We start from the raw sequence: 21,868 nt of genomic DNA on the forward strand, positions 1-21,868 counted from the left end.
GACCTTCCCAGGATGAACCAAGAGCAACTGCGCGAGCGCATCCAGGCGTCGCTGACGCTGGCCGGCATGGGCGACGCGCTCGGCGCGCCGACCGAGCAATGGAGCATCGACGAGATCGCGGCCCACTTCGGCGGACTGGTCACGCGTTTCGAGACCCCCACGCCGGACACCTTCGCCGGCGTGAATGGCGGCCTGCGGGCCGAGGTCACCGACGACGCGAGCCAGATGTACTACCTGGCGCGCGCGCTGGTGGCCGCCGAGGGCCGGCTGGACCAGGCCGGCTGGGTCGAGTGCCTGCTGGACTGGGTGCGCACCAGCCCGAAGGCCGGCTTCATGGGCCCCAGCACCGCGGGCATCGTCAAGGCGCTGCAGGAGGGCACGGACCTGGCGAGCGTCGGCGTGATCGGGCAGTCGCGCCGCAAGCTCACCGGCATGGGCACGACCAACGGCGCGGCGATGCGCGTCGCGCCGGCCGGCCTGATCCACCCCGGCGACCTGGCCGCCGCCTGCGAGCAGGCCTTCGTCACCTGCATGCCCTCGCACGACACCGGTGTCGCGATCTCGGCGGCCTGCTCGATCGCCGCCGCCGTCTCTCGCGCGCTGGTCACGCCGCCATCGCCCGACGCGCTGGGCGAGGTGCTGGCCGCCGCGGTGGAAGGCGCGACCCGCGGCGAGGCGATCGCCCGCCAGCGCGCCCGCGACGTCGCCGGCCCCCGTTACCTGGCGCGGCTGGAGGCGGCGCTGGCGATCGCCGCCCAGGCGCCGGACGACCGCAGCTTCATGTCGCGGATGGAGGGGCTGGTGGGCAACTCGGTGCTGGCGGCGGAGTCCGTGCCCGCGGCCGTGGGCATCGTGGCCTACACCGGCGGCGATCCGATGCGGACCATCGCCATCGGCGCCTCGATCGGCAACGACACCGATTCCATCGCGACCATGGCCGGCGCGATCGCCGGCGCCTGGCGCGGACTGGCCGGCGTGCCGGCGGCGATGCGCGCCGAGTTCGAGACCGCCAACCGCGCCGACTTCGACCTGGACGCGATCGCGGCCGGGCTGGGCGGGCTGGCCTGGCGCCACTGGCAGGAGCGCGGCCATGGCTGAGCGCCGTCGCTGGGACCTGCTGGCCTTTGGCGATCCCTGCATGGACCTGAGCCTGGACGTCGACCAGTGGCCTGAGGCAGGCGGCAAGGTGATGGCGCGCGCGGCGGGCCATTCGGCGGGCGGCACCACGGCCAACGCAGCCTGCGCGCTGTCGCGGCTGGGCGGCCGCGCGGCCGTGTTCGGCCGCATCGGCGCCGACCTGTTCGGCGAGCAGCTGCGGCGCTCGCTGCGCGACGACGGCGTCGATGTCGAGCACCTGCAGGTCGTGGCCGGTGTGGCGTCGGGCCTGGCCCTCTCATTACTGCCGCCGGGCGGCGACCGCGGCCTGGTGGTCGCGCCGATGGCCGCCGCCCCGCCGCCCTTCCCCGTACAGCGCCTGCATGACGCGCTGCTGCAGTCGCGCGTGCTCTACGCCATGCCGCGCGACCTGGCGGAGCTGACGCGCATCAGCCAATTGGCGCGGCGCACCGGCACGCGGGTGGCACTCGACCTCGAACCCTCGGTGGTCGGCGACGCGCGGGCGTTGGCGCAGCAGCTGTCGCTGGCCGACCTGGTGTTCTTCAACGAGGCCGGCTTCCGGGCCGGCACCGGCGAGTCGCCCTCGGCCGACGGGCTCCGCCGCCTGCTCGACCAGGGGCCGTCCTGCGTCGTCGTCACGCTGGGCGCCCAGGGCGCGATGGCGGCCGACCGCGACGGCGTGGTGCGGCAGGCCGCGTTCGACGTGCCGGTGCGCGACACCACCGGGGCGGGTGACGCCTTCAATGCCGCCTTCGTGCTCGCCCGGCTCGAGGGCCAGTCGCTGGCGGCCAGCCTGCGCTTCGCCTGCGCGGTCAGCAGCTTCGTGATCGCGGAGGTCGGCGCCCGCGCCGGCTTGCCCTCGCGGGCGGCGGTCGACGCGCGGCTCGGGTGACTCACAAGACCCTCACCCCGACCCTCTCCCGCAAGCGGGAGAGGGGGCAAGACCCTCACCCCTGCCCTCTCCCGCAAGCGGGAGAGGGAGCTCCTCTGTCCTCCCACCAGCGTGAGAGGGAGTTCCTCTGCCCTCCCGCCAGCGGGAAAGGGAGTTCGAAGCGCCGCACGGCGCAGTCGCCCCCTCGCCCCCTTCGGGGGAGAGAGAGGGGTGAGGGGGCTCGTGCCACCGCGCTGCTCTCCCGCAACCGCGCCGACGCTGCCCATCCGGGCACCACTTCGCCTCCCCGCTCCGCGCTGCGCATCCGTCGCCGACCCGACGCGGCCTTGACCTAGCCTGCGTTCCAGCGCGCGAGTCCTCGCGCATCGCATCCTGGAGCGCCCCGCCATGGTCACGCTGACGCCCGTCGGTCCGACAACCTCTTCGTCCACCGCCGTCGAACTCACGCCCCCGCCGGGCGCCACCACGGGCGCGCCGCCCCGCCCCGACACCTCCGGTTCGATGCCCACCGGCTCGGGCGGCCAGGCGCTGGAGCCGAACCCGCGGGCGTCGTCGCAGTCCATGCAGCCCCCGCCCCGCGCCGACGTGACCACGCTGGCGCAGTTGCTGACGCAGAACCCGCCCCCCACGACACCAGCGCCCGCGACGTCATCCACCGCCGCCGTGGCCCAGGCCCAGCCCATCCAGCGCACCGACCCCGTCACCGCGCTCGAGGGCGTGCTCGCCACGACCCCGGCCGATCCGGCGCGGCTGGCCCAGCTCAAGACCGAGTACGGCGCCACCCGCGAGGACATGACCCGCTTCCTCGGCCGCTTCGAGGCGGCGCTGGTGCCCTCCGCGTCGGCGGGCGCGCAGCTGGCGGACCTCAACGACCACAGCCACGTGCTGAAGCTCACCGCCCACGGCCCGCACGGCATGACGGTGGCCGAGCGCCTGCCGGTCATCAGCCAGACGCTGCCCGGCGAGGCCGAACCGCGCTTCTTCGTCAAGGGCTATGGCGACCGGCTGATCAAGCTGGCCGACCTGGAGGCGCTCGAAGGCACGGGCATGCTCGCCCACCGCCCGCCGCGCGGCGGCGCCGAGCCCGATCTGGAGGCCGGCCCGCCCCGCGCGGACCGCCCCTCGCTGCCCCGCGGCGACATGGAGACCTCGCTGCGCTCCTCGATCAAGCAGCTGTCGATGGATTCGGCGCTGCACGCGCGGCGCTCCCTGGCCGAGTCCGACGACCCGATCATGCAGATGCCGCCCAACCCGAGCGCGATGCCCAAGGAAGCGCAGTGGTGGTCCAGTCCCGAGACCGCGACGCTGCCCGGCTTCGGCCCGACGCTCGCGAATGGCCTGACCGCGCTCACCCCGCATTTCTACAAGTCGGAGCGCCTGTTCCTCATCACCGCGATGGAGGGCTACGAGGAGTTCCAGGGCCGCCCCACCCCGCCGTCCGACCGGCCGCCCGCCCTGCGCGCGCAGACCGCCGGTGACCTGGAACATCCGCCCTCAGCGGTGAACGTGGGCGGGCCGGTGCTGGCCAAGATCCGGGGCGTCAAGCAATGGGAGGTGGTCGGCCCGGCCGAGTTGACCGGCGTGAAGTCCGCCAAGGGCGCGCGCGCCTTCGAGGCGCTGATGGACACGCTACGCGAGCAGCTCGGCCAGGCCCGCGCGGAGGGGGCGAGCGCCAAGCCCGTCGTCATCCGCTTCACCACCGACGACCAGGCGGTGCACGAGCTGACGGCCAGCACCCAGGGCGCCCGACTGCGCTTGGTCAACCCGACACCGAGCTTCGGACACAGCGACAGCGCCGGGATGATGCAGGCCGGCCATGGCGCCGCGGCCGACATCGACCTGTACTCCTACGAGGGCCAGTACAACGGCCTGCGCGCCAGCAAGTCCGGCACGCCCGAGCCGGCGCTGGTGCTCTCCACCGGCGAGGCGCTGCCGGCCGGGCCGCTGATCAAGGGCGCCGGGCCCCTGGTCCCCACGGTCCTCAAGCGCACCCTGCATGCCGCGAGTCGGCTGGCGACCTCGCAGCCGGCGTTCGGCCTCGGCAACCAGCGCCCACTGGACTACACGATCAACACCGCCGTCAAGGTGGCCGCCAAGACCGGCGTGGTCTACGGATTCAACATGCTGGGCCGCATGGCGGCCGCCGGCATCGGCGTCGCCGGGCTCAGCAGCCAGGGCGGCGGCAACATCGGCTTCGACGGCCTGGCCAAGGCGGTGGGCTGCATGGTGGCGGCGCAGGAGGCCACCACCTTCGCGATGGCGCAGTTCGGCAAGATGATGCCGGCGCACTTCCAGTGGCCCGAGGGCCGGATGGGCCGGTTCGCGATCCGCGCCATGCTGCCCAGCGCCGAGGAGATGCTGCGCCTGTCCCTCAACATGAAGCTGCAGCAGGCCTTCGGGCTGCACCGCGGCAACGCGGTCGACGTGATGGCGCTGGCCTCCGCCTCGGTCGCCAAGGGCGGCGTCGAATGGATGAAGTCGCGCGCCGGCGATCCCGCGAACCACGCCGCCGCCCACCTGTCGCTGACCCTGCTCTACAACACGATCTACAACGTCGCGCGCGGGGTCTCCAACGCGTTCACGCTGCCGGGCGGCGACGGCCATCCGTCCGCGCGCACCGTCGGCGCCACCCTGGCCGCGCGCGCCATCGGCCGGCTCGACACGATGTACGAGCCCATGCTGACCACGATGCTCAACAGCGCCGGCTTCGTGGGCGACAACGCCAGCGCCTACGACCACCAGATGAGCCGCGAGACCCGCGGGATGGGCGACCCGATCTCCATCATCGACCGCGCCATCACCGACGTCTCCAACGCTGCCGCCGGACTGGCGGGGCGCAAGCTCGAGGAGAACCGGACCGCGATGATGATGCTGCTGAACGTGCGCGAAGGCATGGAGGGCGTGCGGCAGTACCTGAGCCGCTTCCCGCTGGAGCACGAGGCCGGCCGCTTCAGCGAGATCGGCGCCGAGCTGGCGGCGGTCCACGATTCGATCCAGCATGCCTCGCATCCGCTGCATCCCGAGCGCGAGAAGGAGATGGACCTGCGCCTGCAGGAGAAGCTGGACGCGCTCATCGAGGCGGCGGATGGCGGGCCGGCGGCCGACGAGGCGCAGGACCGCCCCGAAGCGCTGCGCTACGACGTCGCGCTGCTGGATGCCAAGGACCGCGAGACCTTCGAGCGCCAGAGCCGCGCCGCGCGCGAGCAATGGTCCTCGCGCGGCAGCCTGCCGCAGACCAGCCAGTTCCACGAGATCGTCAACGACTACAGCAACCGCGGCCGGCCGGTCGACGCGCGCCCGGGGCTGCTGCTCGACTCGGCGGAGGTGCCGCGCAACGTGACCACCTGGACGCGGCGCGGCCAGGCGGCGGCGTGGCCCACCACCCAGCTGATGGCCGGCGCGCCCGGCATCCACACGCCGCGCACCGATGCCGGGCTGCCGCCGGTGTCCGAGCTGCTGCAGAAGCGGGCCACCAACTCCGCGTTCCTCTACACCGTCGAGTCCGGCATGTTCCACCTGCCGCTGCGCTTCGACTATGTCGGCCAGCTGCAGTACCAGCCGATCCGCCCCAAGAGCGCGATCAGCGTGCCGCACATGGTGCTCACCGCCTCGGCCCACAAGCCGGACGGCGGCGAGGGCCTGGTCGATCCCAGCGCCATCCTGGACGTCAACCTGGCGGCGCGTTACGCGCCGAAGTTCCCCGCCAACCTGGACCGCGCCGCGGTGACCGAGGCGTCCTACATCGCGCCCGGCGGCCAGACCCGCTTCGGGCAGCCGGTGGAAGCCGGGCAGTCGCCCAACAAGACCGTCACCGAGGGCGAGGTGGTCGCGCTCACCGAGATGTATTCGGCCACCACCTCCAGCCGCATGGCGGCCTACTTCGGCGCCGGCATCAACGCCGGGGCGACGCGCGACCGCAGCCTGCGCATCCACGCCAAGCTGCTCAGCGGCGTGAATTTCGCCAAGGTGAGCGACCTGGCCCAGGGCGAGGTGGTGGCCGTGCCCGGCGTGCTGATGCGGGTCCGCAAGATCGACGCCAACGCCGGCAAGGGCTCCGCCGTCAACGCGCCCGGCAAGGACGTGCAGGACCTGGGCCAGGTGGTCTATTTCGAGCAGGTCAACACCTACGAGCTGGAGCAGCGCTTCCAGGCGAAGAAGGCGCAGCCGTCGGTGGACCTGCGCGAAGGCGAGGAGGCGATGGAGCCGCGCTCGGGCCATCTGCTCAAGGCCACGCGCCAGCCGGCGCCGGACGCCTGGGTCTTCGACCTCGGCGAGGACCGCTTCCGCCGCCTGGACGCCGTGAAGGACGCGGGCCGGCAGGTGCTCGAATGGTCCAACAACAAGAGCTACTTCCTCGGCCGCGGCCTGGAGGACATGGACCGCGCCGGCGAGCAGGGTCCGCCCGAGCGCGCGCGCTGGCTGCATCCCTACAGCGGCGACCAGTCGATGCGCGCCATCAAGGAGGCGACGCATGCGCTGATCCTGGGCAAGGACCCGCTGGTGTCGGAGGGGCTGCTGGACCTGGCGACGGAGAACGTCCATCACGCCCACTTCCGCGAGGCCGGCGGTTATGCCGCCACCGACGCGGCCCGCGAGGCCGCCGCGCAGCGCCAGGCCATCCGGGAGCAGGCGGGCGCCGTGGCCGACGCCATCGGCGAGAAGTCGCTGTCCAGCCCGCTGTCGACGCAGGACGCCGCGTCCTTCAGCTGGCTCATGACCAGCCTGCTGCGCAAGCGGATCGAGCTGGTGGTGCTCGACGCGGCCGGCCAGGCCGAGCACACCCCCTTCGACATGACCTACGACAAGATCGACCTGAAGCGGGAAGCCGCGCTCAGCGACCTGTCGGACAAGCGCCACGAGCCGGCGCATGTGATCGTGGTGTCGCCCGATGGCGTCTTCACGCCGCAGGTGCGCGGCGGGCGCCGGGAGATGGTCCGGATGGACGAGGCCGGCGACGGCCCGACGCTGGGCGGCCTGGTGCACGCGCTGGTCCGGCAGGCCTATCCGGAGGCCGGCCACTACGCGGAGGACGCCGCCGGCCGACTGCGGCCCGACAAGGCGGCGCAGCGCAGCGCCCAGGACATCCTCGACACCATGAAGGACGCCGCGCGCGCCGACTACCGACCCCTGCAGGAAGCCTTGGTGAAGCAGTTCGGCGTGCCGCAGGCGGCGGCCGAGGCGCCGCGCTGAGCCACGCGGAGGCGTGTCGCAAGCCCGCCTTTTCGCGGGAAACCCGATGCGCAATGCCATGGAGCGGTCCGCTCACGGATAATGCGCGGATGCCTGCTATTCAACTGACCCCCGCCCAGCGCAAGGAAAAGCGCGCCGACGCCCACCATCTCGACCCGGTCGTGATGATTGGCGCCGATGGCCTGACGGCCGCCGTCACCAAGGAGGTCGACGCCGCGCTCAAGGCCCATGGCTTGATCAAGGTCCGCGTGATGTCCGACGACCGCCAGGGCCGCGAGGAGATCCTGGCCACGCTGGCCGAGCAGCTCGACGCCGCCCCGATCCAGCACATCGGCAAGCTGCTGGTGCTGTGGCGCCCGGTGCCGGAGAAGGAAAAGGCCGTCAAGGAGGACGCCCGCTCCGCGCCCAAGGTCGTGAAGATCGTGAAGTTCTCGAAGAGCGGCAACAACCGTCCGCAGATCAAGAAGGTCACCGTGCTGGGCAACCAGCGCGTCACCCAAGGCGGTGAAGTCAAGCGCGCGAAGAAGCCGCGTCAGACCAGCCTCAAGAAGTCCAGCCAGGGCTGAAGCCGACGCCGCCACGCGCGGGCGGCCAGGTCCGGCACCAACGAAAAGACGGCCCGCGGGCCGTCTTTCCTTTTTGTCCCTTCCGATCAGCGGGGCTGGGGTCCGCTCACGCGCCACGCCAGCGCAAGCACGGCGATCGTTCGTAGCCCGAAGAACACCAGCGACACCGCATGCAGCTGCAGGAAGGTCCAGCTGCCCTGCCCCTGACGCGCGGCGTCCATCATCGGCTGCAGCGCGTAATAGCCGGCTGCGGTGAAACCGATCGCCAGCAAGGGCAGCCAGAAGCCCGGATTCATCGCCGATCCGCCGACCACGCCATCCCGGTGCAGGCGCCGTTCCATCAGGATCAGCAGCACGCCCGCGGCGAGCGCGAAGCGGGCATCCATCTCGAACAGCCGCGCGACGTACTTGCCGGCCATCGCGCGGTCCAGCGTCGCGAACGCGTTCGGCGCGGCCAGCAGCGCCACCGCCAGCAGCTCGCCGGCCCACAGGGCGGCCAGCAGCGCACGGATCCGGAGCAGCATCGGCGAAGGCCTCAGATGTAGCGGACCTCGACGATCTCGTAGCGCTTGATGCCGCCCGGGGCCACCACCTCGGCCACGTCGCCGGCTTCCTTGCCGATCAACGCGCGGGCGATCGGGGAGCTGATCGAGATCAGGCCCTGCTTCAGGTCGGCCTCGTCGTCGCCGACGATCTGGTAGGTCACCTCGTTGCCGGACTCTTCTTCCTCGAGGTCCACGGTGGTCCCGAACACGACCTTGCCGCCCGCGTCGACCGACGCCGGGTCGATCACCTGGGCCGACGACAGCTTGCCCTCGATCTCCAGGATGCGGCCCTCGATGAAGCCCTGCTTGTCCTTGGCGGCCTCGTACTCGGCGTTCTCCGACAGGTCGCCCTGCGCGCGCGCCTCGGCGATGGCGTTGATCACGGCATGCCGCTCGACCGTCTTGAGCCGATGCAGTTCTTCCTTGAGCTTCTCAGCGCCGCGCTTGGTCAATGGAATCGTCGTGGCCATGTCTCTAGAACCTTGAAAAACAAAACAAACCGCCGCTGCCGCTCAGGGTCGCTGAGCAGCGGCGGCGGAATGGATGGCGCAGTTTAATGCAGTTCGGCGTGCAGTTCCTGCAGCGATTGCACCAGCAGGCCATCCTTGTGCTTCATGCCTTCGACCGCGGCTTCGCAGCCGGCCATCGTCGTGTAGTAGGTCACCCGGTTGGCCAGCGCCGCCTGGCGGATGTGACGGCTGTCGGCAATTGCCGTGCGCGTCTCGTCGACGGTGGTGAACACGAGCTGGATGTCCCCGCCCTTGATCATGTCGACGATGTGCGGGCGGCCGTCCTTGACCTTGTTGACGACGCGCACCGGCACGCCGGCGGCCTCGATCGCCGCGGCGGTGCCCTTGGTCGCCACCACGCCGAAGCCCAGCGCCGCCAGGTCACGCGCCAGCGCGACGGCCCGGTCCTTGTCGTTGTTCTTCACGGTGATCAGCACATTGCCCTGGCGCGGCAGGCGCGAGCCCGCGCCCAGCTGGCTCTTGAGCATGGCCTCGCCGAAGGTCCGGCCGGCGCCCATGACTTCGCCGGTCGAACGCATTTCCGGGCTGAGGATGGGATCCACGCCAGGGAACTTGTTGAACGGGAAGACGGCCTCCTTGACGCTGAAGTAAGGGGGCTGGATCTCGACCGGCGGCTTGCCGCCGGCGGCCTTCTGGTCCTTGAGCTTGACGCCGGCCATGCAGCGCGCGGCGATCTTGGCCAGCGGCTGGCTGGTCGCCTTCGAGACGAAGGGCACCGTGCGCGATGCGCGCGGGTTCACCTCGAGCACGTACACCGTGTTCTCGGCCAAGCCCTTGGTCACGTCGCCCTGGATCGCGAACTGCACGTTCATCAGGCCCACGACCTTCAGCGCCTTGGCCATCGCCGCGGTCTGGCGGCGCAGTTCGTCCTGCAGCTCCTTGGACAGCGTGTACGGGGGCAGCGAGCAGGCCGAGTCGCCGGAGTGGATGCCGGCCGCCTCGATGTGCTCCATGATGCCGCCCATCATCGTGTCCTCGCCGTCGCAGATGCAGTCGACGTCGACCTCGACCGCGTCCTCCAGGAAGCGGTCCAGCAGCACGGGGGACTTCTCGCTCACGCGCACGGCCTCGCGCATGTAGCGCTCCAGGTCCTTGTCGCCGTGGACGATCTCCATCGCGCGGCCGCCCAGCACGTAGCTCGGACGCACGACCAGCGGGTAGCCGATCTCGTTGGCCAGCGCGACGGCCTGGTCTTCATTGCGCGCGGTGCGGTTGGGCGGCTGCTTGAGGCCCAGCTCATGCAGCAGCTTCTGGAAGCGCTCGCGGTCCTCGGCGATGTCGATCGAATCAGGCGTCGTGCCGATGATGGGCACGCCGTTGGCCTCGAGGTCCAGCGCCAGCTTCAGCGGCGTCTGGCCGCCGTACTGCACGATCACGCCGACCGGCTTCTCCTTGGCCACGATCTCCAGCACGTCCTCGAGCGTCACCGGCTCGAAGTACAGGCGATCCGACGTGTCGTAGTCGGTGGAGACGGTCTCCGGATTGCAGTTGACCATGATGGTCTCGTAGCCGTCCTCGCGCATCGCGAGCGCCGCGTGGACGCAGCAGTAGTCGAACTCGATTCCCTGGCCGATGCGGTTCGGACCGCCGCCCAGCACCATGATCTTCTTCTTGTCGGTGGGGTTGGCCTCGCACTCCTCGTCGTAGGTCGAGTACATGTAGGCGGTCTGCGTCGCGAATTCGGCGGCACAGGTGTCGACGCGCTTGTAGACCGGACGCACGTTCAGCGCGTGACGCGTCTTGCGCACCTCGTGCTGGTTGGTGCCCAGGAGCTTGGCCAGGCGCTTGTCCGAGAAGCCCTTCTTCTTCAGCAGGCGCAGCTCGTCGGCCGACAGGCCGGCCAGTTCGCGGCCCTTGAGGCTCTGCTCGATCTTGATCAGCTGCTCGATCTGGGCCAGGAACCACGGGTCGATCTTCGTTTCCTCGAAGACTTCGTCCAGCGTCATGCCGATGCGGAAGGCGTCGCCCAGGAACAGGATGCGCGACGGGCCGGGCTCGCCGATCTCCTGCACGATCTCCTCGCGATCGGTGCTGATCTCGCTGAGGCCGTCGATGCCGGTCTCCAGGCCGCGCAGCGCCTTCTGGAACGATTCCTGGAAGTTGCGGCCCATGGCCATCACCTCGCCGACCGACTTCATCTGCGTCGTCAGGCGCGAGTCGGCCATCGGGAACTTCTCGAAGGCGAAGCGCGGGATCTTCGTCACGACGTAGTCGATGCTGGGCTCGAACGAGGCCGGCGTGATGCCGCCGGTGATGTCGTTCTTGAGCTCGTCCAGCGTGTAGCCGACGGCCAGCTTCGCGGCGATCTTGGCGATCGGGAAACCGGTGGCCTTGGAGGCCAGCGCCGACGAGCGCGACACGCGCGGGTTCATCTCGATGACGATCATCCGGCCGTTGTCCGGATTGATCGAGAACTGCACGTTGGAGCCGCCGGTGTCCACGCCGATCTCGCGCAGGATTGCGATCGAGGCGTTGCGCAGCAGCTGGTATTCCTTGTCGGTCAGCGTCTGGGCCGGGGCCACGGTGATCGAGTCGCCGGTGTGGATGCCCATCGGGTCCAGGTTCTCGATCGAGCACACGATGATGCAGTTGTCCGCCTTGTCGCGGACCACTTCCATCTCGTATTCCTTCCAGCCGATCAGCGATTCCTCGATCAGCAGCTCATTGGTCGGCGACAGGTCGAGGCCGCGCTTGCAGATCTCCTCGAACTCCTCCGGGTTGTAGGCGATGCCGCCGCCGGTGCCGCCGAGCGTGAAGCTGGGGCGGATGACCATCGGGAAGCCGCTGCCGCCGATCTCGGCGTGGATGCGCTTCTGCACCGACCACGCCTCTTCCAGCGAGTGCGCGATGCCCGACTTCGCGGAATCGAGACCGATCTTGGTCATCGCGTCCTTGAACTTCAGCCGGTCCTCGGCCTTCTCGATCGCCTTCTCGTTGGCGCCGATCATCTCGACCTGGTACTTCTCCAGCACGCCGTGCTTGTGCAGGTCGAGCGCGCAGTTCAGCGCGGTCTGGCCGCCCATGGTCGGCAGGATCGCGTCGGGGCGCTCCTTGGCGATGATCTTCTCGACCACCTGCCAGGTGATGGGCTCGATGTAGGTGACGTCCGCCGTATCGGGGTCCGTCATGATAGTCGCCGGGTTGCTGTTCACCAGGATGACCTTGTAGCCCTCCTCGCGCAGCGCCTTGCAGGCCTGGGCGCCCGAGTAGTCGAACTCGCAGGCCTGGCCGATGATGATCGGGCCGGCGCCGATGATGAGGATGCTCTTGATATCAGTACGCTTGGACATGTGCAGTCTCCCCCTTCATCAGGCCTTGGACATCAGACCGATGAAGCGGTCGAACAGATACGAAATGTCGTGCGGGCCGGGGCTCGCTTCCGGGTGCCCCTGGAAGCAGAAGGCCGGCTTGTCGGTGCGGGCCAGGCCCTGCAGCGTGCCGTCGAACAGGCTGACGTGCGTCGCGCGCAGGTTGGCGGGCAGCGTGTCGGGATCGACCGCGAAGCCGTGGTTCTGGCTGGTGATGCTGACGCGGCCGTTGTCCAGGTCCTTCACCGGGTGATTCGCGCCGTGGTGGCCGAACTTCATCTTGAAGGTCTTGGCGCCCGAGGCCAGCGCCATGATCTGGTGGCCCAGGCAGATGCCGAAGGTCGGGATGCCGGCCTCGATCAGCTGCGCGGTGGCCTTGATCGCGTAGTCGCAGGGCTCCGGATCGCCGGGGCCGTTGGACAGGAACACGCCATCGGGCTCGAGGTCGAAGACCTCCGAGGCCGGCGTCTGCGCCGGCACGACGGTGATGCGGCAGCCGCGCGAGGCCAGCATGCGCAGGATGTTGCTCTTGACGCCGAAGTCGTAGGCGACGACGTGGAACTTGGGGGCGGTCTGCTCGCCGTAGCCCTTGCCGAGCGTCCACTCGGTTTCGGTCCAGGTCTCCCGTTCGGTGCGGCTGACGACCTTGGCCAGGTCCAGGCCCGCCATGCTGGGCGCGCCCTTGGCGGCGGCGATGGCCTCGTCGATGTGGGCCTGGGTGATCTGCTCGCCGGCGTTCAGCGCCAGAATGCAACCGTTCTGGGCGCCCTTCTCGCGCAGCACGCGCGTCAGGCGGCGCGTGTCCAGGTCGGCGATAGCGACGGTACCCTCATCCTTCAGATACTGTCGCAGCGTGCGGCCCTTGCGGAAGTTCGAATCGAGGACCGGCGCCTCCTTGATGATCAGGCCAGCGGCAAAGATCTTCGACGCCTCGACGTCCTCATCGTTCACGCCATAGTTGCCAATGTGCGGATACGTCAGGGTGACGATCTGCCGGCAATAGCTGGGGTCGGTGAGAATTTCTTGGTAGCCGGTGAGCGAGGTGTTGAACACCACTTCACCAATGGTCCGGCCGGCGGCGCCGAGCGCGGAACCCTTGAAGACCGTGCCGTCTGCCAGGGCAAGAATCGCGGGGGGAGCGGAAAGCAGATCGGGCAGCACGGGAAACTCCGTTGTTGTGCGCGCGCCCGGCTCTGCTTCAGGGCCCTGGACCGCCGCCGGCACGCGCCGTGGACGACTGGCGCGCGGGTGCGACCGGGTCTCCTGTGCGGGAGTCGATCCGTGTGGGATCCGATGCGATCGGGGGTGAAGTGTGCGGGACGCGGTAGGTTGCGGGTAAACCTGCTGAGTATAACCCGTCGGGGTATCTACGGAGAAGATTTGCGCAAACCGGTGGTGGTGGGGGAACCTGGACTGCCACCTTCAGAGCGCTTGGCCGCCAAGGCATGAGGCCCCTGCGTCAAGCGCAGAAACCTCACGCCTTGCCGTCCCCGATCCACCGAGGACCGCGCCACGCAGGACTGCGGGGATGAAGTGGACTGGGGTCGGTCGATGGCGCGGGTCGGAAGTCTGAATCCGGGCCGCGCCGGGGCTTCAGCCGAGGGCGGCGATGCCTGCCTTCGCGACTTGCGCATCCTCGTTGGACTTCACGCCGCTGACGCCGACGGCGCCCACGCAGAAGCCCTCGACCATCACCGGCACGCCACCCTCCAGCAGCCCTTCCAGCGGCACGCTGAGGAAGGCATTGCGGCCGTTGTTGACGATGTCCTCGTAGACCTTCGATTCACGACGGCCCAGCGCCGCCGTCTTGGCCTTGGCCGGCGCGATCACCGCCGAGGTCGCGGCGGCATTGTCCAGGCGCTGCAGCCACAGCAGGTGACCACCGTCATCGACGATCGCGATCGTCACCGGCCAGTTGTTCTTGAGGGCTTCGGCCTCGGCCGCGGCGGCGATGCGCTTGACATCGTCCAGGGTCAGGAAGGGCTTCTGTTTCATCTGCGGCCTCGTGGCGGTGATTGAAGGAAAGACGATCACTTTAACGAAGCCTTAAGGGCCGTGCCTACAATCGACGCCAACTCTCACTTCATGGGGCGCACGCACATGAACGACCGCATCATCGACCTGAACCCGGGCGGCTACGGCTCCTCGCTGTCCGCCGACCGCCAGCGCGTCCTGCGCAACACTTACGCGCTGCTCGCGCTCTCCCTGATCCCCACCGTCCTGGGCGCCTGGATCGGCGTGGCCACCGGCTTCCTGGCCGCGATGGGCACCGGCGCCAGCATGATCCTGTTCTTCGTCGGCGCCTTCGGCCTGATGTTCCTGGTGGAGAAGACCAAGCATTCCGCCGTCGGCGTCGCCGCGCTGCTGGGCTTCACCTTCTTCATGGGCCTGATGCTGTCGCGCCTGCTCGCGGCCATCCTCGGCTTCAAGAACGGCGGCACGCTGATCATGACCGCCTTCGGCGGCACCGCCGCGATCTTCTTCGCGATGGCGTCGCTGGCCACCGTGGTCAAGCGCGACCTGTCCGGCCTGCAGAAGTTCCTGTTCGTCGGCGCCGTGATCGCGATGATCGCCGGCATCGCCAACGTGTTCCTGCAATCGACCGGCGTGCACCTGGCGCTGCTGGTGGCGGTGCTGGGCATCTTCTCGGCCTTCATGCTGGTGGACGTCAAGCGCGTCGTCGACGGCGGCGAGACCAACTACATCAGCGCCACGCTGAACATCTACCTGGACCTGTACAACGTGTTCACCGCGCTGCTGCAGCTGCTGGGCATCTTCGGCGGCGACCGCGACTGACCGGTCACCCTCCCCAACGAAAAACGCCTCGGAGTTCCGAGGCGTTTTTTCTTGCGTGGGCGCAGCGTCAGTGCGGCGTCCGGCCCTGGGCCTTGTCCAGCTCCGGATGGGCGCTGGGGGCGACGCCATCACCTTCGCCAGTGCTTTCGCCAGCGCCCTCCCCGGACGCCTCCGGACGATGCACGACCACCGGCTTGATGGCGCCGCTGCCGATGAAGCGCGCGTATTCGCTGCGCGGCACGACGGCGCTCAGCCGGGCATCGCCGTCGTCCCAGCCGATGGTCACGTCGATCTCGTTGATCTCCACGGCCACCGGCCCCGGACGGATCGTCACGAGCGGACCGTCGCCCGTCCGGTAGGTGACCTCTCCGCAGACGAAGGCCTGCTGGCTCAGCGGGTGCTCGTTGAGCGATTGGCGCTCGGAGGACGCGTCGCCCATCGAGGCGTCGGCGGGATGTTCGGGGGGCAGCGGGGGTCGGGCGCTCATGGCAGGTCCTCCTGGGAATCGTCCCGCCCCAGTTCATCGAGCCACTGCCACATGCGCAGCGCCAACGCGGTGGCGGTGCAAGTGGACAGCGTCATCAGCATCAGCATGTTGTCGTCCATGATGGGCCTCGAACCGGAGCGGAATCAGGTTGCGATGGACGCATCCTCGCCGCGGCGGCGGCCGGGACGAAGCAGCGGGCACCGCGAGGCGCTGTAGGTGCTGTCCCACAGCGGGCGCGACGCGCCGGGGCGCGTCCCCAACCACCAGGGAGCAAGGCGCTCGCCAGCCCCTTTTGCAAAGCTGGGTGAAGTCCGGGGCGGCCACCGCGCGCGCCGTCAACGTCGAGGAAACACCTTCCGTTGAGCCCACACGCTGTAGGACGACACCCGACATGGCCCACCGTCCGGCACCGACATCGCGCACCGAGTTGCGCTTATGGGAAGGACCATGGCCAACGCCGATAGTGAAAGCAAAGGAACTCACCAGGAGAACGACATGAGCCTCCTCCAAATTGCCGCCGACGCCGCCGCCCCGCAATTCGAAGTGCGCTTCGAATCGATCTTCGACGCCGGCCGCGCGATGTCCTTCCCATGCGATCCCCAAGGGCATGTCGACCTCGACAGCCTCCCGGCTCGCGCCCGCAACAACTACTTGTTCGCCCGCGCCATGGTCGGCAAGGATTACCTTCCGCCCGCGGTGCGCGGTCGCACCAACCACTGATCCGTTCCTGCGGACCCGACGCCGCTGCGGCACCGGGTCCGGTAATTGCCAAGTCCCATCGTCACTTACTCGCTTCTGAAAGGAGTTCGTATGAATTGGGATCGCATCGAAGGCAACTGGACCCAGCTCAAGGGCAAGGTCCGTGAGCAATGGGGCAAGCTGACCGACGACGACATCGACGTGATCGCCGGCAAGCGCGATCAGCTGTCCGGCAAGATCCAGGAGCGCTACGGCATCGCCAAGGACGAGGCCGACAAGCAGCTCGACGACTGGCAGACCCGCGCCGATGACCGCTGGCTGAGCTGATTCCGCTCCGGGTCCTTGACTGCGCCGGCACGGTCCGGCGGAACGCCCGGGGCACCCGCCCCGGGCGTTTGATGATTGACTGCTTCCTCCCTGTTGCCGCGCTGCACCTCCAGGTCGGCGCGGCTTTTTTGCGCCAGCGCGCTCTGCAGCGAGCGCGGCGGAGCGCGCTCAGCGTGTGACGGCCGGGGTGGCTTCCTCGAACCGGTCGACGGTGCGCAGCGGCTTGAACAGGGCCGCCCAGCCGGCGACGACCCCCAGCGTGCAAACCGCGCCGGTCACGGCCGCGGGTACCGCGCCCAGCGCGGCGGCGGCGCTGCCGGCGCGGAACTCTCCCAGTTCATTCGACGAGCCGATGAACAGCATGTTCACCGCGTTCACGCGGCCGCGCATCTCGTCGGGCGTCGAGAACTGCACCAGCGCGCCGCGGATGTAGACGCTGACCATGTCCGCCGCGCCAGCGATCGCCAGCGCGCCGAAGGACAGCCAGAAGGTCGTCGACAACGAGAACACCAGGTTCGCCAGCCCGAACACGGCCACCGCCGCGAACATCGCCTTGCCGACATGGCGGTTGAACGGCCGCAGGCTGAGGTAGAAGCCCGCCGTGACCTCGCCGACAGCCATCGCGCTGCGCAGCGCGCCCAGGCCTTCCGGCCCGGCGTGGAGCACCTCGTGCGCATAGATCGGCAGCAGCGCCACCACGCCGCCCAGCAGCACCGCGAACAGGTCCAGCGAGATCGTCCCGAGGATGATCGGTCGCGACCGGATGAAGTGGATGCCGGCGCCGAAACGCTGCCAGATCGTGCCGCCGGCCGGCGACGGCGGTGCGGCGAAGCGCACCGGCACCGCGCCGACCAGCAGCGCGGTGCCCAGGGCGAAGCAGACCAGGCAGACCAGGTAGGTCAGCCCTGCCCCGCCGAAGCCGTACAGCAGGCCGCCGAGGAACGGTCCGCCGATGCTCGCGACGCGCAACAGCATGCTGTTGGCGGCGATGGCCTGGGCCAGCTGCTCACGCGGCACGATCTGCGGCAACAGGCTCTGCAAGGCCGGGCCGGAGAAGGCCCGCGCGCAGCCGAACACCACCAGGACGGCGTAGATGCCGGTCACGCCGGCATGGCCGTGCCCGGCCAGCCACCACAGCGCCAGGCTGCAGGACGCGCTCACGCCCCAACTCAGGGCCAGGATGGGCTTGCGGCTGAAGCGGTCGATCAGGTCGCCGGCCGGCAGCAGCAAGAGCAGCATCGGGATGAACTGCGCCAGGCCGACATAGGCCAGCGCCAGCGGCTGGCGCGTGAGGTCGTACACCTGCCAGGCCACGACCACCGCCTGGATCTGGCCGGCGAACACGGCGGCCAGGCGGCACACCAGGAAGGCGGTGAATCCCGGATGCCGGAACACGCTGACCCGCGGGGCTGGCGAAGCGTCGGACGGGGAGGCGGGATCGGGGGTGGAAGCAGGTGGAGCAGTCACGGCGGCGGTGTGTTCGGGGCCTTCTTGGTCGGGCGCCGGCCAGTTTAGCCAGCCGGTCCACCCGCCTGGGCGCAGGGCGATGTCACACGTGCGCGGGCTGTTTCGTCTTGTCGTTACCAACCCTCTTTTCACCCCGGAGCCCACGATGAGCCAACGCTTCAACTACATGCAACAGTCCGCCCCCGCCTTCAAGAAACTGGTGGAGCTGTCCATGGGCCTCAAGGAAAGCGGCCTGGAAACCGGCCTGCAATACCTGATCGAGATCCGCGCCTCGCAGCTCAACGGCTGCGCCTTCTGCCTCGACATGCATGTCAAGCAGGCGGTGATGGGCGGCGAACGCGCCCTGCGCCTGCACCACGTCGCCATCTGGCACGAATCGCCGCTGTTCTCCGCCCGCGAACGCGCCGCGCTGCGCTGGACCGAGGTCCTCACCCGCATTCCGGACGGCGGCGTGTCCGATGCCGTCTACGCCGAAGTGCGCGAGCAGTTCAGCGAGAAGGAACTGTCGGACCTGACCTGGCTCGTGGCCTCGATCAACGCTTGGAACCGCTTGAATGTCGCGGTCCGCAGCGTGCCCGGCACGCAGGACAAGGCCTTCGGACTGGACAAGGCCGGCCTGGCCTGATCCGCGCCGGCAAGATCCGCGTCGGCAAAAGAAAACGGCGCCCTTCGGGGCGCCGTTGCAACAGGTGTCGACAGGGGGATCCGGGCGATGTTCGAGTTGTTGGCCCGGATCCGCCGGTTCAACGACAGCGCGGTCCGGACCTGGCCGGCTCGCGCCCCCACCGGGGTTGTCGGGTTGAGCGGGATCAGCGCTGGATCAACGCTGGATCAACGCTGGCTGTAGCGGGCCTTGGCCGAGTTCACACACACGTCCTTGGCGTCGCCGGACAGGGTGTTGCACTTCTCGGAAGCCAGCTTGTAGTCGGCCTTGACGCGGGTTTGCTCGGCGTCATCGACGGCCTCCGCGACCTTCTTGTTCATCTTGAGTTCGGCCTTCGCCTTCTCGTAGGCGGTCTTGGCCTCGCGCTGGCAGACGTCCTTGGCCTCGCCCGAGCGATCGTCGCAGCGCTCCTTGGCCACCTCGTAGCGGGCCTCGTAGCGGGTCTCGATCAGCTTGGCCTCGTCCTTGGCGTTGCCGCTGTAGTTGTATTCCAGCTGGGCCAGCGCCACGTCCTCGCGACCCTTGGCCTCCTTGACGCAGATGTCCTTGGCGTTGCCGGACAGCTTGTCGCAGGCATCCTTGTCGACCTTGTAGGTCTTCTTGATGTCGTCCTTCGCGCCGTCGTAGACCGACTTGGAGAAGTTGGCGGCTTGCGCCATGCCGGCGCACAGGCTCAGGGCGGCGGCGATCAGGGCGGCGGTAGCGGGCTTGTTCATGGCGATCCTTTCTTTGTTGTGGAGGGCAGCGTTCAGTCAGCAGTTCGAGCGATGACGGGGATCGTCACTTTCGCAACAGGCTCATCACGAAGGTCGCGACGGCCATGATCACGAACACGAAGAACAGGATCTTCGCGATGCCGGCGGCACCGGCGGCGATGCCGCCAAAACCGAACAACGCGGCGATCAGGGCGATGACGAAGAAGACAACGGCGTAGTGCAGCATCTTGGTTCTCCTGCGCGGCACCGTGCCGCGATGGAATGACTGTAGGGACTGGCCCGGCCGCCGCGGGCAGTCCCGCACCGCAACCCCGCGTCGGAGCGCCAACCGCCGCGCTGTAGGAGAGGACCTACCGCGCCGGACTGCGCGGAACCGCGCCCCCGGCGCGGGCCCAAAACGGCAGCGCCAATGCAAAAGCCGGCTGACGCCGGCTTGCGAAGAGAAGGAAAAGCGGTGGTGGGAGGGGGCCGAAGGTTGTCCGCGGATCACCGCGCGCGAGCCTCGTGCCCGCCGCGCTTCAGCAGAGCCTCACCAGATCTTCTGGAAGGTCACGCCCACGCGGCCGCCACGCGGCCGGAAGGTCAGCGAGGACTGCCCGCTGAGCTCCATGCGGAAGCCCTTGCGCAGGTCCGCATAGGGCTTGCGGGTGTTGAAGACCATGCCCACCCGCAGCTGGCGCTGATCCCGGTTGTTGATGCCGGGGACCGTGAGTTCATCGATCTGCGCGCGCTGCGCATCGACGAGCGGCGTCTGCACGTAGGCATGCGAGCGCGGCCCGGTCGGCAGCGCCAGGCCGACCAGCACGCCGGCGTCGCCGGCCGCGCCCGGCCTGGCGTTCTGGTACGGCGTCGAATACAGGCCGCCGCCGATCGCGGCGCCGCGCTGCTCGACACCCACGCCCAGCCGCAGCCCGCTGCCGGACCAGGGACGGGCCCACAGCATCGTCTGCGTGGCCTGCGGCGCGCGGCCGTACCAGGCGGCGGCGCCGGCGGGCTGATTGGCGGTCGCCAGCGGCTCGGCGGCGTGCTGCGTCACGGTATAGCGGCTGCTCGCCGCGGCACTCCGGCTGGTCGCCGCCTGTCGCGACCGCTCGGACAGGCTTCGGCCGGTCAGCTCGACATGGTCATCCAGCGAGGTCGGCGACAGCTCGCTGGCGGGGCCGGCCTGGGCGAAGCTCAGGGCGGCCGGGGCCAGCACGGCCATCAGCAGCAGGCGGGGGCAGCAGGCATTCATGACTCAACTCCCGTACTTGATGACAACTTAGGACGCGGGTTGCGACAGGAAAATCTCGATCCGACGATTGGCGGCCCTTCCGGCCTCGGTGGCATTGCTGGCCACGGGCTGGCGTCCGCCGCGCCCCTCCACCAGCAAGCGGCCGCGCCGCACGCCGTGGTGGACCAGGTATTCGCGCACGGTCTCGGCCCGATCCAGCGACAGCGGCCCGTTCACCGCATCGCCGGCCGAGCTGTCGGTGTGCCCGACGATGGTGATGCGGACCTGCTCGTCCAGGTCGCGGCTGGCTTCATCCAGCGCGGGGCGCATCGCCGGCTTGAGCTCGGAACGACCCAGGTCGAAGGCCGCATCGGTGGGCAGGGTCAGCTTGAGCTGGTTGTCCGCGGTGCGGACGACGCCGATGCCGGTGCCTCCGCTGGCTTGCACGACCGCCAGGCGGCGCTCCTCCATGCGGGGGGACCACAGATTCCCGCCGATGACGGAGCCGGCGGGAAGCGCCGGCGTGACGGTGGTCAACGGTGAGGTGGAGGGGGCACCCGAGTGGTCGCCCATCGAGGCACAGCCGCCCAGCAGCATCAGGGCCAGCGCCAGGACCGGCAGGCTGGTCGCCGCGAGCCACCGCCAGCGCGGTTCGGCGAGGACGCCTGGCGCGGCTTCGACGACGTGACGGGAGCGGACTCGGGGGCGGCGCATGACAGTCTCCAGGCGGGCTGTGGGCTCGGTCACACGATAGAGGGACCTCGGTTGAGCGTCATGCTAGGGAGATCGCGGGGGGCCGGGTGTAGTCGGCTGGCGGAAGCGCGGGTCAGACAGCACCGACAAGCGCTGCGCCGATTCGTTCCGGACCCTTGCCCCGGCAGCGAATCTCAGGCGCTCAGTTCGGTGCCGATGGACGGCTGGTCGTCCAGCGGGAGCAGATCGGCTTCGGACAATTCGGCCGCATCGACTTCCTCGTCGTAGGCGGCCTGGTCGCCGGCGTCGCGGTGCGCGATCAGCGGCTTGTCCAGCGGGCGGTAGATGCGGCTGCGCAGGCGCGCCAGGCGTTCGGAACCGGCCACTTCCAGGGCGACGCGCTCGGGATCCAGCAGCATCGCGAACGGGTTGGCGGCGAAGTCTTGGGTCGTGGTCAGCATCTCGGTCTCCGGCGCCGACACCGTGTCGGCATGGGATGAACTGTAGAGACCGACCCGGGCCGCCAACAGTGGGCGGGCCGCCAAACCGCGTGTCAGACGGATTCCTAGGGGAATGCCAGCAGCTGCCTCACCGCGCCGTGCGGCGTGTGACCGATGCCTCGGAAAGGCGCGGGAAAGCGTCGCGCCGGGGGGCGCCGC

General features: G+C 69.4%; 21 protein-coding genes. 8 read left to right on the forward strand and 13 right to left on the reverse strand.

Features of this window, described 5'->3' with window-relative positions; all coding sequences use genetic code 11:
• Positions 1-12 precede the first annotated feature (12 nt).
• The 4 genes from FHT38_RS12465 (at position 13) to yhbY (ending at position 7,764) form a co-directional block, all read left to right on the forward strand.
• Complete coding sequence (locus FHT38_RS12465; protein WP_183491962.1) at positions 13-1,098, forward strand: ADP-ribosylglycohydrolase family protein; 1,086 nt, start codon at positions 13-15, stop codon at positions 1,096-1,098.
• Positions 1,091-2,008 carry a carbohydrate kinase family protein gene (locus FHT38_RS12470; RefSeq protein WP_183491963.1) on the forward strand — a complete coding sequence of 306 codons (918 nt, stop codon included), beginning with the start codon at positions 1,091-1,093 and terminating at the stop codon, positions 2,006-2,008. The genes FHT38_RS12465 and FHT38_RS12470 overlap by 8 nt, the downstream gene beginning before the upstream one ends.
• A gap of 387 nt (positions 2,009-2,395) precedes the next feature.
• Entirely contained in the window at positions 2,396-7,198 is a 4,803-nt protein-coding gene (locus FHT38_RS12475; protein ID WP_183491964.1) for a hypothetical protein, read from the forward strand.
• A gap of 89 nt (positions 7,199-7,287) precedes the next feature.
• Positions 7,288-7,764, forward strand: coding sequence for a ribosome assembly RNA-binding protein YhbY (gene yhbY / locus FHT38_RS12480; RefSeq protein WP_099861797.1), 477 nt, complete (start codon positions 7,288-7,290; stop codon positions 7,762-7,764).
• 86 nt (positions 7,765-7,850) lie between these two features.
• On the opposite strand, the gene FHT38_RS12485 is transcribed toward yhbY, so the two are convergent.
• The 5 genes from FHT38_RS12485 to FHT38_RS12505 form a co-directional block, all read right to left on the reverse strand.
• Entirely contained in the window at positions 7,851-8,288 is a 438-nt protein-coding gene (locus tag FHT38_RS12485) for a DUF4149 domain-containing protein (protein ID WP_183491965.1), read from the reverse strand.
• Positions 8,289-8,299: 11 nt separating this feature from the next.
• Complete coding sequence (gene greA, locus FHT38_RS12490) at positions 8,300-8,779, reverse strand: transcription elongation factor GreA (RefSeq protein ID WP_091733466.1); 480 nt, start codon at positions 8,777-8,779, stop codon at positions 8,300-8,302.
• A gap of 83 nt (positions 8,780-8,862) precedes the next feature.
• Entirely contained in the window at positions 8,863-12,129 is a 3,267-nt protein-coding gene (gene carB / locus FHT38_RS12495; RefSeq protein WP_183480236.1) for a carbamoyl-phosphate synthase large subunit, read from the reverse strand.
• A gap of 18 nt (positions 12,130-12,147) precedes the next feature.
• A complete protein-coding gene (gene carA / locus FHT38_RS12500; RefSeq protein WP_091733463.1) occupies positions 12,148-13,308 on the reverse strand; it encodes a glutamine-hydrolyzing carbamoyl-phosphate synthase small subunit in 1,161 nt (386 codons plus the stop codon).
• 432 nt (positions 13,309-13,740) lie between these two features.
• Positions 13,741-14,142 carry a heme-binding protein gene (locus FHT38_RS12505; RefSeq protein ID WP_091733461.1) on the reverse strand — a complete coding sequence of 134 codons (402 nt, stop codon included), beginning with the start codon at positions 14,140-14,142 and terminating at the stop codon, positions 13,741-13,743.
• A gap of 105 nt (positions 14,143-14,247) precedes the next feature.
• On the opposite strand from FHT38_RS12505, the gene FHT38_RS12510 reads away from it, so the two are divergent.
• The gene (locus tag FHT38_RS12510; RefSeq protein ID WP_091733890.1) at positions 14,248-14,943 is read left to right on the forward strand and encodes a Bax inhibitor-1/YccA family protein; all 696 of its coding nucleotides are present in this window, start codon (positions 14,248-14,250) and stop codon (positions 14,941-14,943) included.
• A 67-nt stretch (positions 14,944-15,010) separates the two neighbouring features.
• Here FHT38_RS12510 and FHT38_RS12515 read toward each other — a convergent pair whose 3' ends face one another.
• On the reverse strand, positions 15,011-15,430 hold the full coding sequence (locus FHT38_RS12515; protein WP_183491966.1) for a hypothetical protein: 420 nt from the start codon (positions 15,428-15,430) through the stop codon (positions 15,011-15,013).
• The gene (locus tag FHT38_RS25355) at positions 15,427-15,549 is read right to left on the reverse strand and encodes a hypothetical protein (protein ID WP_255488672.1); all 123 of its coding nucleotides are present in this window, start codon (positions 15,547-15,549) and stop codon (positions 15,427-15,429) included. Before FHT38_RS25355 ends, FHT38_RS12515 begins: the two co-directional genes overlap by 4 nt.
• Before the next feature lie 328 nt (positions 15,550-15,877).
• Here FHT38_RS25355 and FHT38_RS12520 point away from each other — a divergent pair, with 328 nt between their 5' ends.
• On the forward strand, positions 15,878-16,150 hold the full coding sequence (locus FHT38_RS12520) for a hypothetical protein (RefSeq protein ID WP_310737373.1): 273 nt from the start codon (positions 15,878-15,880) through the stop codon (positions 16,148-16,150).
• A 90-nt stretch (positions 16,151-16,240) separates the two neighbouring features.
• Complete coding sequence (locus tag FHT38_RS12525) at positions 16,241-16,456, forward strand: CsbD family protein (protein WP_091733455.1); 216 nt, start codon at positions 16,241-16,243, stop codon at positions 16,454-16,456.
• 168 nt (positions 16,457-16,624) lie between these two features.
• Here FHT38_RS12525 and FHT38_RS12530 read toward each other — a convergent pair whose 3' ends face one another.
• Complete coding sequence (locus FHT38_RS12530) at positions 16,625-17,923, reverse strand: MFS transporter (RefSeq protein WP_091733453.1); 1,299 nt, start codon at positions 17,921-17,923, stop codon at positions 16,625-16,627.
• 145 nt (positions 17,924-18,068) lie between these two features.
• Here FHT38_RS12530 and FHT38_RS12535 point away from each other — a divergent pair, with 145 nt between their 5' ends.
• The gene (locus FHT38_RS12535) at positions 18,069-18,548 is read left to right on the forward strand and encodes a carboxymuconolactone decarboxylase family protein (RefSeq protein WP_183491967.1); all 480 of its coding nucleotides are present in this window, start codon (positions 18,069-18,071) and stop codon (positions 18,546-18,548) included.
• A gap of 206 nt (positions 18,549-18,754) precedes the next feature.
• Here FHT38_RS12535 and FHT38_RS12540 read toward each other — a convergent pair whose 3' ends face one another.
• The 5 genes from FHT38_RS12540 to FHT38_RS12560 all read right to left on the reverse strand — a co-directional run bounded on the left by FHT38_RS12540 (position 18,755) and on the right by FHT38_RS12560 (position 21,670).
• The gene (locus FHT38_RS12540) at positions 18,755-19,303 is read right to left on the reverse strand and encodes a hypothetical protein (RefSeq protein WP_147239700.1); all 549 of its coding nucleotides are present in this window, start codon (positions 19,301-19,303) and stop codon (positions 18,755-18,757) included.
• Between the two features lie 64 nt (positions 19,304-19,367).
• Positions 19,368-19,529 (reverse strand): DUF1328 domain-containing protein, encoded by a 162-nt coding sequence (locus FHT38_RS12545; protein WP_091733447.1) that lies wholly within the window; start codon positions 19,527-19,529, stop codon positions 19,368-19,370.
• A 303-nt stretch (positions 19,530-19,832) separates the two neighbouring features.
• A complete protein-coding gene (locus tag FHT38_RS12550) occupies positions 19,833-20,537 on the reverse strand; it encodes a hypothetical protein (RefSeq protein WP_183491968.1) in 705 nt (234 codons plus the stop codon).
• A gap of 27 nt (positions 20,538-20,564) precedes the next feature.
• Complete coding sequence (locus FHT38_RS12555; RefSeq protein WP_183491969.1) at positions 20,565-21,230, reverse strand: OmpA family protein; 666 nt, start codon at positions 21,228-21,230, stop codon at positions 20,565-20,567.
• Positions 21,231-21,403: 173 nt separating this feature from the next.
• Entirely contained in the window at positions 21,404-21,670 is a 267-nt protein-coding gene (locus FHT38_RS12560; protein WP_091733441.1) for a hypothetical protein, read from the reverse strand.
• Positions 21,671-21,868 lie beyond the last annotated feature (198 nt).

Source organism: Mitsuaria sp. BK041, assembly GCF_014193085.1.
GTDB lineage: Bacteria > Pseudomonadota > Gammaproteobacteria > Burkholderiales > Burkholderiaceae_C > Roseateles.